Origin of the sequence: Asanoa ishikariensis, from assembly GCF_900107455.1 — a bacterium.
Lineage (GTDB): Bacteria > Actinomycetota > Actinomycetes > Mycobacteriales > Micromonosporaceae > Asanoa > Asanoa ishikariensis.
Genome location: NZ_FNQB01000001.1, coordinates 1,453,493 through 1,466,920, shown reverse-complemented (window position 1 = coordinate 1,466,920; position 13,428 = coordinate 1,453,493). Strand labels below are relative to the sequence as shown.

General features: G+C 70.9%; 12 protein-coding genes and 1 pseudogene. 6 read left to right on the top strand and 7 right to left on the bottom strand.

Annotated features, from left to right (window positions below):
- The first annotated feature begins 1 nt into the window (after nt 1).
- The 3 genes from BLV39_RS06910 to BLV39_RS06900 are packed head-to-tail and all read left to right on the top strand — an operon-like array spanning nt 2 to nt 4,481.
- Complete coding sequence (locus BLV39_RS06910) at nt 2-874, top strand: carbohydrate ABC transporter permease (protein ID WP_090788509.1); 873 nt, start codon at nt 2-4, stop codon at nt 872-874.
- Entirely contained in the window at nt 871-3,087 is a 2,217-nt protein-coding gene (gene yicI / locus BLV39_RS06905) for an alpha-xylosidase (protein ID WP_090788507.1), read from the top strand. The genes BLV39_RS06910 and yicI overlap by 4 nt, the downstream gene beginning before the upstream one ends.
- Complete coding sequence (locus tag BLV39_RS06900) at nt 3,084-4,481, top strand: GH1 family beta-glucosidase (protein WP_090788506.1); 1,398 nt, start codon at nt 3,084-3,086, stop codon at nt 4,479-4,481. Before yicI ends, BLV39_RS06900 begins: the two co-directional genes overlap by 4 nt.
- A gap of 58 nt (nt 4,482-4,539) precedes the next feature.
- On the opposite strand, the gene BLV39_RS06895 is transcribed toward BLV39_RS06900, so the two are convergent.
- The gene (locus BLV39_RS06895; protein WP_090788504.1) at nt 4,540-5,790 is read right to left on the bottom strand and encodes a hypothetical protein; all 1,251 of its coding nucleotides are present in this window, start codon (nt 5,788-5,790) and stop codon (nt 4,540-4,542) included.
- Between the two features lie 139 nt (nt 5,791-5,929).
- Between BLV39_RS06895 and BLV39_RS43985 the strand changes: the two are divergent.
- Nucleotides 5,930-6,529, top strand: a pseudogene (locus tag BLV39_RS43985) (beta-propeller fold lactonase family protein); the annotation flags it as partial.
- Between the two features lie 305 nt (nt 6,530-6,834).
- On the opposite strand, the gene BLV39_RS06885 reads toward BLV39_RS43985, so the two are convergent.
- Entirely contained in the window at nt 6,835-8,148 is a 1,314-nt protein-coding gene (locus BLV39_RS06885; RefSeq protein ID WP_090788501.1) for an MFS transporter, read from the bottom strand.
- A gap of 92 nt (nt 8,149-8,240) precedes the next feature.
- Between BLV39_RS06885 and BLV39_RS06880 the strand changes: the two genes are divergently transcribed.
- Both BLV39_RS06880 and BLV39_RS06875 read left to right on the top strand, forming a co-directional pair.
- Nucleotides 8,241-9,173: a LysR family transcriptional regulator gene (locus BLV39_RS06880; RefSeq protein ID WP_090788499.1), complete on the top strand. Its 933-nt coding sequence runs from the start codon at nt 8,241-8,243 to the stop codon at nt 9,171-9,173.
- 100 nt (nt 9,174-9,273) lie between these two features.
- Complete coding sequence (locus BLV39_RS06875) at nt 9,274-10,839, top strand: glucuronyl esterase domain-containing protein (RefSeq protein ID WP_090788497.1); 1,566 nt, start codon at nt 9,274-9,276, stop codon at nt 10,837-10,839.
- 55 nt (nt 10,840-10,894) lie between these two features.
- Here the strand turns inward: BLV39_RS06875 and BLV39_RS06870 are convergent, their stop codons facing one another.
- From BLV39_RS06870 to BLV39_RS06850, 5 genes are read right to left on the bottom strand one after another with little or no spacing between them, the layout of a single operon-like run.
- Complete coding sequence (locus BLV39_RS06870; RefSeq protein ID WP_143049660.1) at nt 10,895-11,320, bottom strand: hypothetical protein; 426 nt, start codon at nt 11,318-11,320, stop codon at nt 10,895-10,897.
- Nucleotides 11,302-11,799: an EndoU domain-containing protein gene (locus tag BLV39_RS06865; protein ID WP_090788493.1), complete on the bottom strand. Its 498-nt coding sequence runs from the start codon at nt 11,797-11,799 to the stop codon at nt 11,302-11,304. The genes BLV39_RS06870 and BLV39_RS06865 overlap by 19 nt, the downstream gene beginning before the upstream one ends.
- On the bottom strand, nt 11,796-12,290 hold the full coding sequence (locus BLV39_RS06860) for a WXG100-like domain-containing protein (RefSeq protein WP_090788491.1): 495 nt from the start codon (nt 12,288-12,290) through the stop codon (nt 11,796-11,798). Before BLV39_RS06860 ends, BLV39_RS06865 begins: the two co-directional genes overlap by 4 nt.
- Nucleotides 12,290-12,613, bottom strand: coding sequence for a hypothetical protein (locus BLV39_RS06855; RefSeq protein WP_090788489.1), 324 nt, complete (start codon nt 12,611-12,613; stop codon nt 12,290-12,292). The genes BLV39_RS06860 and BLV39_RS06855 overlap by 1 nt, the downstream gene beginning before the upstream one ends.
- Nucleotides 12,606-13,409 carry a hypothetical protein gene (locus tag BLV39_RS06850; protein WP_090788487.1) on the bottom strand — a complete coding sequence of 268 codons (804 nt, stop codon included), beginning with the start codon at nt 13,407-13,409 and terminating at the stop codon, nt 12,606-12,608. Before BLV39_RS06850 ends, BLV39_RS06855 begins: the two co-directional genes overlap by 8 nt.
- Nucleotides 13,410-13,428: the final 19 nt, after the last annotated feature.

The window sequence follows — 13,428 nt, the reverse complement described above, 5'->3', positions numbered from 1 at the left end:
CATGGCAGTCACCACCATCCCGGCAAGGCCCCCGGCGTCCCGCGACCGGCACCGCCGCGGAAAGAGCCGCTGGATCGTCCTGGCCGTGGTCACCATCGCCGCACTGGTGATGCTCGTGCCCTTCGTGTTCATGCTGCTCAACGCGTTCAAGTCGCCCGGGGACTACTCCACGGGCGGCCCGCTGAGCTGGCCGTCGGAGTTCTACACCAAGGGCCTGAGCAACTACTGGAACCAGGTCAACTTCCCGCTGAAGCTCTGGAACTCGCTGCTCATCGCCGGCTCGGTCGCGGTGCTCGGCGTGGTCGTCTCGCTGCTCAACGCGTACGCGCTGGGCATCGGTCGGGTCAAGGGCCGGCTCTGGATCGTCGGTCTGTTCCTGCTGGCCAACATGCTGCCGCAGGAAGCGCTGATCTACCCGCTGTACTACGCGGCCAAGCAGGTCGGCCTCTACAACACGCAGCTCTCGGTGATCATCATCTTCACCGTCATCCAGAGCGCGTTCGGCACCTACCTGCTCGCCTCCGTGCTCAGCACCTTCCCCAAGTCGGTGCTCGAGGCAGCGTCGCTGGACGGTGCCGGCAAGTGGACCGTGCTGTGGCGGGTGATCTTCCCCAACCTGCGGCCCACCCTCGCGGTGCTGCTCATCTTCTTCTTCATCTGGACCTGGAACGAGTTCCTGATCCCCCTGGTCATGCTCATCGACAACAGCACACAGACCATCCCGGTCGCGCTGGCCTCGTTGCAGGGCGACCGGCTGATGGACGCACCGACCACGAACGCGGGCGCGCTGATCAGCCTCATTCCGGCTGTCCTCTTCTTCATCATTTTCCAGCGCACGCTTTCGCGCGGCATCACGGCAGGAGCCGAGAAGTGAAGTTCACCGACGGGTACTGGCAACTGCGACCGGGGGTCAGCGTGCTGCGCCCCGGCGCGGTCGAGTCGGTCGAGCTCGAAGAGCGCGGTTTCACCGCGTACGCACCCACCGGTCGCGTCGTCACCCGCGGCGACACCCTCAACCGCCCGGTCGTCACCGCACGGTTCTTCTCCCCCGCCGACGGCGTCATCGGCGTGACCGTGGCCCACCACCTCGGCGGGGTGCCGCGCACTCCGGTGTTCGAGGTGGCCAGCAGCGACGAGCACCCGGTCACGGTGGACGTGTCGGGCCTGTCAGCCACGATCACCGCCGGCGAGCTGACCGCCCGGGTCGCGCTCGTCGACGGGTGGCGGGTCGACTTCCTGCACGGCGACCGGGTGCTCACCTCGTCCACGGCGCGCAGCGTCGGCCTGGTCACCGACGCGGACGGCAAGGCGCACGTGCACGACCGGCTGGCACTCGGTGTCGGTGAGACGGTCTACGGGCTGGGCGAGCGGTTCGGCGCGTTCGTCAAGAACGGCCAGACCGTCGACATCTGGAACGCCGACGGTGGCACCGCGAGCGAGCAGGCGTACAAGAACGTTCCGTTCTATCTCAGCAACCGCGGCTACGGCGTCTTCGTCGACCACCCCGAGCACGTCTCCTTCGAGATCGGCTCGGAAGTGGTGTCGGAGACCCAGTTCAGCGTCGAGGGCCAGACCCTCACCTACTACCTGATCGACGGTCCCACCCCGAAGGACGTGCTGCGCCGTTACACCGCGCTGACCGGCCGCCCGGCCCGCGTACCCGCGTGGTCCTATGGGCTCTGGCTCTCGACCTCGTTCACCACGTCGTACGACGAGAAGACCGTCACCGAGTTCATCGACGGGATGGCCGAGCGGGACCTGCCGCTGTCGGTGTTCCACTTCGACTGCTTCTGGATGCGGCAGTTCCACTGGGTCGACTTCGTCTGGGACCCGGCGACCTTCCCGGACCCTGCGGGCATGCTGCGCCGGCTGCACGAGCGCGGCCTCAAGGTGTGCGTGTGGATCAACCCGTACATCGCCCAGCGCTCGTACCTGTTCGAGGAGGGCCGTGCCAACGGCTACCTGGTGAAGCGCGCGGACGGCTCGGTCTGGCAGTGGGACAAGTGGCAGGCCGGCATGGCGCTGGTCGACTTCACCAACCCGGACGCGGTCGCCTGGTACCAGAGCAAGCTCAAGGTGCTGCTCGACATGGGCGTGGACGCCTTCAAGACGGACTTCGGCGAGCGCATCCCGACCGACGTGGTCTGGCACGACGGCTCGGACCCGCAGCGGATGCACAACTACTACGCGCAGGCGTACAACAAGGCGGTCTTCGAGCTGTTGGAGACCGAGCGCGGTAAGGGCGAGGCCGTGGTCTTCGCCCGCTCCGCCACCGCCGGCGGCCAGATGTTCCCGGTGCACTGGGGCGGCGACTGCGAGTCGACGTTCGCCGCGATGGCCGAGTCGCTGCGCGGCGGGCTGTCACTGGCCGCGTCCGGCTTCGGCTACTGGAGCCACGACATCGGCGGTTTCGAGGGCACGCCCGACCCGGCGGTGTTCAAGCGCTGGGTCGCCTTCGGCCTGCTCTCGTCGCACTCCCGGTTGCACGGCTCCGGCTCGTACCGGGTCCCGTGGGCGTTCGACAGCGAGGCGGTCGACGTGCTGCGGCACTTCACCAAGCTCAAGCTGTCGCTGATGCCCTACCTGGCCGCCGTGGCCGACGAGGCGCACCGCGAAGGCCTGCCGATGATGCGCCCGATGGTGCTCGAGTTCCCGGACGACCCGACCTCGGCGTACCTGGACCGGCAGTACATGCTCGGCCCGGACGTCCTGGTCGCGCCGGTGATGAGCGCCGACGGGGAGGTCACGTTCTACGTGCCCGCCGGCACGTGGACCCACCTGGTGACCGGCGCTCAGCTCACCGGCCCGGCGTGGGTAACCGAGAAGCACGAGTTCGACAGCGTGCCGGTGCTGGCGAGGCCGGGCGCCGTGATCCCGTTCGGTTCGCGCGACGACAAGCCGGACTACGAATGGGCCGACGGCGTGCGCCTGCGGCTGTACGCGCCGGCGGAGGGACAGCGGACCAGGGTGCGCGTGCCGTCGCCCGGTGAGGGCCCCGGTGCCGAGTTCGAGGTGCGATACGACAATGGGACGGTCACCGCGGAACTGGTCGCGGGATCGTCGTCGGGTTACGAGGTGGGGCTGTGACGGAGTACGAATTTCCGAAGAGTTTCGTGTGGGGCTCGGCCACGGCCGCGTACCAGATCGAGGGTGCCGCGACCGAGGACGGCCGTGGTCCGTCCATCTGGGACACCTACAGCCACACGCCGGGGCGCACGCTGAACGGCGACACCGGTGACGTGGCCGCGGACCACTACCACCGGTGGCAGGAGGACCTCGATCACATCAAGGACCTGGGCCTGGACGCGTACCGGTTCTCGATCTCGTGGCCGCGGGTGCAGCCGGGTGGCTCCGGGCAGTTCAACCAGGCCGGGATCGACTTCTACCAGCGGCTCGTCGACGGCCTGCTGGAGCGCGGCGTCAAGCCGGTGGCCACGATGTACCACTGGGACCTGCCGCAGGAGCTCGAGGACGCCGACGGATGGGCGTCGCGGGAGACCGCGCTGCGCTTCCGGGACTACGCGGCCGGCATCGTCGAGGCGCTCGGCGACCGGGTGCACACCTGGACCACGTTCAACGAGCCGTGGTGCTCGGCCTACCTGGGCTATGCCTCTGGCGTGCACGCGCCTGGTCGCACTTCGCCGGCGGCTGCGCTAGCGGCCGTTCACCACCTCAACCTGGCGCACGGCCTGGCCGGCCGGGTCGTCCGCGAGCTGGCGCCAGCGTCCGAGCTGTCGGTGACGTTGAACCTGCACGTGATTCGTCCGGCGTCGGACTCGGCGGCCGACCACGACGCGGTGCGGCGGATCGACGCGCTGGCCAACCGGGCGTTCCTCGGCCCGATGCTGGACGGTGCCTACCCGGCCGACCTGCTGGCCGACACCGCCTCGGTCACCGACTGGTCGTTCGTCCACGACGGTGACGAGAAGCTGATCGCGGTCCCGCTGGACGTGCTCGGCGTGAACTACTACTCCAGCACGCTGGTCCGCGCCTGGGACGGGGTCTCGGAGCGGTCCTCCGCCGACGGCCACGGTGCGTCCACGGCGTCGCCGTGGGTCGCCGCGCACGACGTGGAGTTCCTGCCGCAGCCCGGCCCGCACACGGCGATGGGTTGGAACATCGACCCGCCGGCGCTGACCGAGCTGCTGCTGAGCCTGCGCGACCGCTACCCGAACCAGCCGCTGATGATCACCGAGAACGGCGCCGCGTTCGACGACGTCGTCTCGCCCGACGGCACGATCCAGGACGACCGGCGGATCGACTACCTGCACCGGCACATCGGCGCGGTCGCCGACGCCCGGGAGCAGGGCGCGGACGTACGCGGCTATTTCCTGTGGTCCCTTTTGGACAACTTCGAGTGGGGCTACGGCTACGACCGCCGGTTCGGGATCATCCGGGTGGACTACGACACCCAGGTGCGCACCTGGAAGCAGAGCGCGCACTGGTACCAGCGGCTCGCCGCCTCCGGCCGACTCGGCTGACGTCCGCTCACCGAACCCACCGCGCCGGCACCTGACCGGCGCGGTGGGTTCGTCGGCATCAGGAGAGGATTTGCGGCGCCTTGGCGCGGATCTTCGCCGGTCCAGACGCGGACAGGTCGCTGACGAGGTACGCGGTCGCGGTGCCGTTCGAGGCGACCGACCAGAGGTCCGGCACGCCGTCGGTGTTGATGTCGGTGGCCTGGAGGGTCGATGGCGTCGTGCCGGTGTTCCAGCCGGTGGCGACCAGGTATGCGGTGAAGTCGAGCGAGCCCGTCATGTCGCCGTTGTCGGTGAACGCCAGGTTCTCCCAGAGGTAGAGGTCGCCGGTCTGGCGGTTCCAGAGGTACATCGCGGTGCCCGTGGGCAGGACCGTGGACGCGATCGTCCAGTTCGGCCAGTCGGTGCCCCCGGTGGGTGTCGGGGTGTCGAGCTGGACGGTGAACAAGTAGTTGCCGAGCCCGTTGGCGTTCGGGTAGTAGGTGAGGTAGTCGCCGCTGATGCCGATCAGGTCCGGGTAGTAGAGACCGTTGCCCGAAGCGTCGTACGCGTTGGCGAGCTGGCTCGGGTTGTTGCCGTTGAGGTCCGTCAGCACGCCTCCCGGCAGATAGTGCATGCTGCCGCTGCGGACGTCGAGGGGCGAGCCGTCGCCGGTGCCGTCGAGGATGAAGGTGTCGCCGATCTCGGGGCGGTAGACCAGCACGTCCTGGAAGTTGTCGCCCGTGAATCGTCCGGTCAGCGCCTGGGCGCCGTCGTACGCCTCGGGTCCGCTGCCGATGTCAACGCCATTGACGCCGATGTTCGTGGCCGGCACCCGCACCCGGCCGTTGCGCTTCGGGCCACCGGCAGCGAGCCAGAGCCCGGACGCCAGCGCGTCCGTGTGGCCGACAGTCAACAGGTCCGCAACGCCGTCGCCGTTGAGATCGTGCTCCGCGGCCGGGTCGGCAAGCTGCGAGAGCAGCGTGCGGTGGACGGTCGGGCTGGCAACGCCGCCGGCCCCGATCGCCTGGACGGTGAGGTCCGTCGTGCGACCCGCCGGCGTCAACGTGATCGTCGCGCTGCCGGCCGTCGCCACGACCGACCGGGTACGCCCGTTGACGACGTACCGGTAGCGCTTCGGCAGGGTCGTCCCGCCGGGCGAGAGCTCGAAGGTGATCGGTGTGCCGACCCAGTGGGCGACCCCCGGCGTGGTGACGACGGGCGTCTCGATCGAGTCGGGCGGCGCGGCGACCGCGGGCGCCGCTGTCGCGAGGACCGACAGAGCCGTTGCGGCTGCGACACCCAGCGACCGTCTCGCGTTGAACAGAACCATTCTCGTTCCTCCCGTGTTGCCCCCCGGGAGGGACGATAGTTGATCATCGCCACAGCTAGCGCAGGAGACGTGTCGGCGATTGAGGTGGCGGAGGGCGGGTATGGCAGTCGTTTAGTCGATTGTCGGGGGAGATTCGGACATGCGGACCGATTCGGCGCCTAGTGCGGTCTACGTCCAGAGCAATGAGCGTGACGGCAACCAAGTGGTGGTCTTCCGGACCAGTCCGAACGGTGCGCTGTCGGACCCTGGTCCCATCGCGACCGGTGGGGACGGGGACGGCGTGCCGCATCTCGCGTCACAGGGTTCCACGACGCTGACCGGCGACGCGCGGGCGCTGCTCGTCACCAACGCGGGCAGCGACGACGTGTCGCTCTTCGCGGTCGACGGCGACGGGCCTCGGGCGAGAGGAACGACCGCGGTCGGATCGGCGCCGAAGAGCGCGGCCGAGCATGACGGACTGGTGTACGTGCTCAACACCGGTGACCCGTCCGTGTGCGGGCTCCGGCTGACCGGCGGCGGCCTGGAGCCGATCGCCGGGTCGACGCGGGCGTTGGAGGCGGGCGCCGACCCGGCCCAGGTCGGGTTCAGCCCGGACGGCTCGGCGCTGGTGGTCACCGAACGGGCGACCAACGCGATCGTCAGCTACCCGGTGGGCTCCGACGGTCAGCTCGGCGACCCGCGGACGTGGTCGTCGTCCGGGCAGACGCCGTACGGCTTTGCGTTCACCGACGACGGCACCCTCCTGGTCGTCGAGGCGTTCGGCGCGGCCAAGGGGAAGGCGGCGACCTCCTCGTACGCCACCACGGGAGGCGATCTGACCCCGGTGTCGGCATCGGTCGGCAACGGGCGCAGCGAAATCTGCTGGGCTGTGGTGTCCGACGACAACCGCTTCCTCTATACGACAAACTTCGCCGACAGCGGGATCTCGCGGTACGCCATCGGTGACGACGGCAGCCTCACGCTCGACGATGCGGCCGCCGGCGTCGGCATCGCGGGCCACACCGGGCTGCGCGACGAGGACCTCACCACCGACGGACGGTTCCTCTACGCACTGGATGCCGAGTCCTGCCAGGTCTTCGGCTGGTCCGTCGGCGCCAGCGGCAGCCTGTCGCCGATCGGGTCCTGGGGCGGGCTCCCGGCAACGGTGGCCGGACTCGCCGCGGACTGACGACGCGAAGGCAGCAGCAACGGGCTCGCGAGGATCAGCACGCCCGCCACGGCGATGGCCGTGCGCGGGCTGGTGGCGGCCGCGAGCACGCCGCCCAGCGCGCTCAGCACGGCGATGGCGACGCCGCTGCTGACCGACCAGGCGGAGAGCGTACGCGCGACGCGGTCGTCCGGGGTGTGCTCCAGCCGGTAGGTCGCGAGCACCGGGTTGTAGAGGCTCATGCTGATGATGATCGCGATCTCCACCGCGATCACGGTCACGAGACCGACGAACCCGGGCCGCACGAACGCGAGGCCGATCAGCCAGACCGCGCGCAGCGTGCCGACGGTACGCAGGATCCGGTGTTGGCCGTGGCGCGCCACGACCCGGCGGGCGAGGCGGGAGCCGACGAGCCCGCCGAGGCAGGGCACGGCGAACGCGAGGCCGTACTGCCAGGGCGCGAAGCCCAGGTCCTGGAGCAGGAGGACGGCCAGCAGCGGCTCGGTGGCCATGATCAGCCCGGCGACGACCAGGTGGTTGAGGTAGAGCGACCGCAGCCCCGGGTGGTGGAGGATGTGTCGCCACCCGTCGAGCAGCTCGCCGCCCCGGAGCCGGCGCGGCGCGGTGCGCTCTTCCCGGCCGCCACCCAGCGCCGTGATCCCCAGCGCGGAGAGCAGGTAGCTCAGCGCGTCGGCGACCACGGTGGTCACCGGCCCGAACAGGCCGATCGCGGCCCCGCCGAGCGGTGGTCCGACCGCGATCGAGCTCCACGTCGTCGACTCGAACCGCGAGTTCGCCACGAGCAGGTCGGCCGGCGGGACGAGGGCCTTGAGGTAGGCACCGCTGGCCGCGCTGAAAGCGATCTTGGCTGCGGCGACCACGGCCGAGACGACCAGCAACTGCCCAAAGCTGAGCTTCCCGAAGGCGTACGCCACCGGGATCGTCATCATCGCCGCGAAGCGGGTCAGGTCCATCGCGATCATGACCGGCCGTTTCGGGCGGAACTCCACCCACGGCCCGAGCGGCACCGCGATCAGCGCGCCCACCGCCGGACCCACCGCGGCCAGCGCCGACACCTGGGCGGGGCCGGCGTCCAGCACCAGCAGGGCGATCAGCGGCAACGCACCGAAGCCCAGCCCGGAGCCATAGGCACTGACGGCGTACGCCGCCCACAACAACCGGAACTGCCGGCTCAGAGATCGTCCCGCCATGGCGTCGAATCCAAGCAAGGCCGGGTGGCCAGCATCAAACAACGCCACCGGCGGCGAGCCACAACGGTTGGTTGTGGCTCTAAGGTCGCGGGGTGGATCTCGAAGCCGTGCGTACGTTCGTCGCCGCTGCCGACGCCGGCCAGTTCCAGGAGGCCGCCGCCGCGCTGGCGATCACCCAGCAGGGGGTCTCCAAGCGCGTCGCCGCCCTGGAGCAGGACCTGTCCGTGCGGCTGTTCACCCGGTCGGCGCGCGGGGTCCAGCTCACCGTCGACGGCCAGGCCTTCCTGCCCCACGCCCGCGAGCTGCTCCGCGTCGCGGACCGGGCCGACGCGTCCGTGCGACCCGGCCGGCGGGCGCTGCGCATCGACGTCCACAGCCGGCGGACCGCGCCGGCCGTGCTGTTGCAGGACTTCCACCGCGCGCATCCCGAGCTCCCGCTGGACGTGGTGACCCTGGACGTCGACGGCAAAGGCGCGATCGCCGCCGTGGAGGCCGGCGCGGTCGACGCCACCTTCCACGCGGTCACCGTGCGCCGCCTGCCGGCCGCGATCAGGACCGCCCGGGTGCTCGACGAGCGGCACGAGCTGCTGGTCGGCCCGCGCCACCCGCTGGCCGACGCCGAGGCGGTCACGCCGGCCCAGCTAGCCGCGCACCGGATCTGGATGCCCGGCATGGCACCTGGCAGCGAGTGGGCCGACTACTACGTCGAGCTCGCCGCCGCGTTCGGGCTCACCATCGACGTCGTCGGGCCGGTCTTCGGGAACGAGGCCCTGCTGGCCGAGCTCGCGGACTCCGCATCGCTGTCGACCCTGGTCGGAGAGCATTCGCGTTATCTGTGGCCGGATAGCTGGGACCTGCGCCGCATTCCGGTGCGCGACCCGGCGCCGGTCTACCCGATGTCACTGATCTGGCGCGCCGACAACCCCCATCCCGCGCTCGGCAAGCTCCGCCGGCACTTGCGCTCGCGGCGGGCGACCACGCCCGACATCGAGGTGTGGCTGCCGAAAGTTTCCGGAACATATTGACGTTCCCCACCGCGCCGACCGAATGTTGAGCCTGTCTGGGCATCCATGTTCATCGATCACCCGGAAGGAGAGCCCAGTGCTCACCCGCTCTCGCCTTCGCATGGCGCTCGTCCTGTTGTCGGTCGCGGTGCTGGCGGTCGCCGGCGTCGCGGTGACGCGCACAGCCGGCCTGGCGGCCGCGGCCGCGGTCGAGGACGACGGCACCGACTGCCCGGTGCCCGGCTCGGGATCGACCGCCGCCAGCTCCCGGCTTCCGGATCCGTTCCGGACGGTGGCCGGCACCCGGATCTCGTCGAAGTCCGACTGGCGCTGCCGCCGTGCCGAGATCAAAGAGCTCGCCGAACGCCACGTGTACGGCGACAAGCCCGGCAAGCCGGCCGGCGTCACCGGCACGGTGTCCAGCGGCAACATCACCGTCTCCGTGACCCACAACGGCCGCACCGCCAGCTTCTCGGCCGGCGTCCAGCTTCCCACCAGCGGCAGCGGGCCGTTCCCGGCCGTGATCGTGGTGGGTGGGTTCGGCGCTGATACGGCCACCATCCGGGCCGCGGGTGCGGCGGTCATCTCGTACGACCCGCTCGCCGTGGGTCGGGAAGGCACGCCGCGCAACAACAAGCAGGGCGCGTTCTACAGCATCTACGGCGCGACGAGCACCACCGGCCTGCTCGCCGCCTGGGCGTGGGGGGCCAGCCGGATCATCGACGTGGTCGAGCAGTCCGGCGGCAGCGTCCTGCGGGCCGACGCGATGGGCGTGACCGGGTGCTCGCGGTACGGGAAGGGCGCGTTCGCGGTCGGTGCGTTCGACCAGCGGATCGCGCTCACGATGCCGATCGAGTCGGGCAGTGCGGGTGTGCCGATCCTGCGCGGGATTCCGGGTGAGTCCGGTGCGCAGCCGCTCAGCAGCGCGTACGGGGAGCAGCCCTGGCTGGGCGACGCGTTCAGCGCGTTCACCGGCAACCCGGGCTCGCTGCCGATCGACACGCACGAGGTCGTGGCGATGGTCGCGCCGCGCGGCCTGTTCATCATGGAGAACCCGCACATCGACTGGCTGGCGGCCCGCTCCGGCAGCGTGGCGGCGCTGGCGGGCGCGGAGGTCTACAAGGCGCTCGGCGCGGGCGACAACATCACGTACTGGTCCGACGTGTCGGACGGCACCCACTGCGCGGCGCGGTCCGAATGGCGCGCCCCGTTGCAGCAGCACATCCAGAAGTTCCTGCTGAGGACCGGGAACGCCGCCGGTACGTTCCGGGTCTCCAGCCGGAAGGCGGGCAACCTGGCCGAGTGGCGGGACTGGCAGACACCGACCCTGACCGACGGCCCGACCACGCCGCCACCGTCGTCTCCGCCGCCGACCTCCCCGCCACCGACCACCCCTCCCCCGGCGGGTGCGGGCTGCACGGCGTCGGCGGCGGTCAACCAGTGGACGGGCGGCTTCGTCGCCACGATCCGGGTCACCGCCGGAGCGCAACCGGTCAACGGCTGGACGGTCACGGTGTCCCTGCCGGCCGGAGCGGCGATCACCAGCGTCTGGAACGCGAACCGGAACGGCAACAGCTTCACCAACGTCGCCTACAACGGGTCACTCGCATCAGGACAGTCGACCGAGTTCGGCTTCCAGGGCACCGGCAACGGCCCTGGTGCCGCACTGACCTGCGCGGCGCGCTAGGCCACACCCCGGGGACGGGCGGCGTGGGCCAGGATGCCGCGCCGCCCGCCGCCCGTCAGCGGGTCTCGACGGCCGCGCGGCTGGGGTGCTCGCGGCCCTCGGCGCGTTCCCAGGTGGTCAGCTCACCGCGCCGCTCGTCGAGGCCGGGCAGCAGGAAACGCAGGTATTCGAGCAGGACGGCGCGGGTCTCGGCCAGCGTGTGCGTGCCGGTCCAGTCGTCGGAGTGGAGGTCCTGGAGGTGGACGCCGGCCTTGCTGATCTCGACCTGCCACGAGTTGCCCTGCCAGGTCTCGGTGGCGCTGCGCCCGGCCGCGACGTCGTCGACGTAGGCCAGCAGCCGCAGCGCCCAGGTCGCGACGTTCTGCACGTCGCCGGTCATCAGCGAGCCGATCGCGCTCCACGAGTCGTCGCGGGGACGGAAGGCGGGGCCGCCGTACTCGTCGCGGTAGAAGGTCACCCCGCTCATGACACGATCGGCCATCCTGAGTTCCACGTCCTTCCGTTGCGGTGGTACGAGCCCTCGATGAGCACGCCGTCGGCCATGCCGCGCCAGCGCCGGCCGCCGGTGCCGGGGATCGTACCGCCGCTGTCGAAGGCGTCGTTGATCGCGCGGTCGACCCGCTGCGGCGTCCAATTATCCGGGAAGAACGAGCTGCCGGCGGGCTTGGGGTACCACGCGCCGGCCGGCCCGCCGCGCATCTCCACGTCGGCCGCGTAGGTGCCGTCGACGCCCTGCCGGGTCACCCGTACCACCCGGCGGTCCGGCGGGTCCTGGCCCATGAACCGGTGGTGCCAGCCGCTGCCTTGCGGGCCACGGGGGGCGGTGCCGCGCACCTCGCCGCGGAAGACGTGGTGGTGCCGCCGGCTGGTCTGCACCTTCTTGCGCATCCAGCGCAGCGCCGGCTCGAACAGGCCGGCACTGCCACCGCTGCCCGCGCGGCCCGCCCTAGCCACGATCATCCATTGAGGACCGCTTGCAGCGCGAGATCGATGAGCTGGTCGAGGATCAGCCCGGTGATCTCCTTGAAGATGGGTATCTCCAGCAGGGAGGCGCCGAACGTGACCGCGGCCGTGGCGATCGCCTGCGCGATCTGGATCGCCAGCATGATGAGCTGGACGATGACGTTGATTTTCAACGCGAGCACGATGCCGGCGCAGGCCATCAGGGCCGCGCCGACGATCGTCGAGGCGACGCCCGCGTCGTCGAGGTTGGCGCTGAACGACTCCGGGTCCGACCACGCGGCCTGGAACGCCTGCACCGCCTGGCCTTCGTTGTTGGTCCAGACCTGCTGTGCGTACGCGTGTGCGGCCGCAAGGTCCGCCGGCAGCCCGCCGCCGAACGTCACCCAGCTCTGCGCCATCTCGAAGAGCTTCTGCTCGTCGGCCTCGGGCCAGGTGTAGCCCAGCATCGCGAGCAGTCCCGTGAGCTCGCCGGGAAGCTGGAGCCCCATCAGCCGAGCCGGCCGTCGAACGCCTGGCTGCCCGCCACGTTCTCCTGCTCGACGGCGTCGTAGGAGTCGGCCATGCCGACCAGCCCGGCGCCGTCCTCGGCGAGGCCACCGAGGTTCTCGGTGATGCAGTCCATCGCCACGTCCAGCACCGTCTCGTACGCCATGCCGATCAGCGAGCCGAGGTCGTCGTTGCCCCAGGGCTGCCCGTACGAGGCCAGCTCGGACTGGAATGCCGCCAGCCGTTGCGACATGTCCTCGGCCGTGTTCCGCACACCGCCGCCCGAGTAGCGCAATGCCGCCGAATCGACGCCCAGGTCAGCCATCGTCGCTCCGTTCACGGGTGGTTGGCTCGGGCCCGCCGACGCTGCCCAGCAGCGCGCGCAGGGCACCGGTGTAGGCACGCATGTGTGCCAGGCTGGCGTCCTGGACGTCGCGGATCCGTTCGGCCGCCACGGGTCCGGCCGGCTCCGCCGCGGTCGCCTCCCCGAGCCGGTCGAGGCCGTCGTTGACCGCCGTGACGATCTCCTCGGCCAGCGCGTAGGCGCCCAGCCGCAGCGCGCGAGCGGCGATGCCGATCTCCACCACGCGCGGCCCGGCCCGCACCGTCGCGATCACCGCACCCGCGGCGCCCTCGCCCGTCTGCTCGCCCGGCGCGGTCGTGTCGTCGCGACTGGCCATGCGCAGCAGGTCGCCGGCCTCGTCGAGCACAGAGGACAGCCCCTGCGTGCCCGGGTCGCCGCTCATCCCGGTGCGCTCGCGCAGCTTGAACATGACGTCGCCGAGCGACTCGGAGATGGTGCGCATCATCGCGGAGCCGGACTCCATGGCCGTGCGCAACGCGGCGTCGAGCACGACCGGATCGACCGGCGCGGTCTCGTCCGCGGCGACGTCGGCGAGGGCGGCGTTGGCGGCGTCGACGACGTAGGCGCCCAGCTCGTCGGGGTGCAACCGGAGGAGCGCGGGCTCGAGCTCGATCTGGTCGAGCCGGCCGGCGGTCGCGAACACCCGCACCTGGCCGGCGAAGGCCGTGCCCTGCCCCGAGCCGGTCGCGGGGGTCGCACCCCGGGCTCGCGCGGCCCGCAGCCGGGCCGCGAAGTCTTCCGGTGCGTCCGTCGACATCGGCCGAACTCTATCAGCC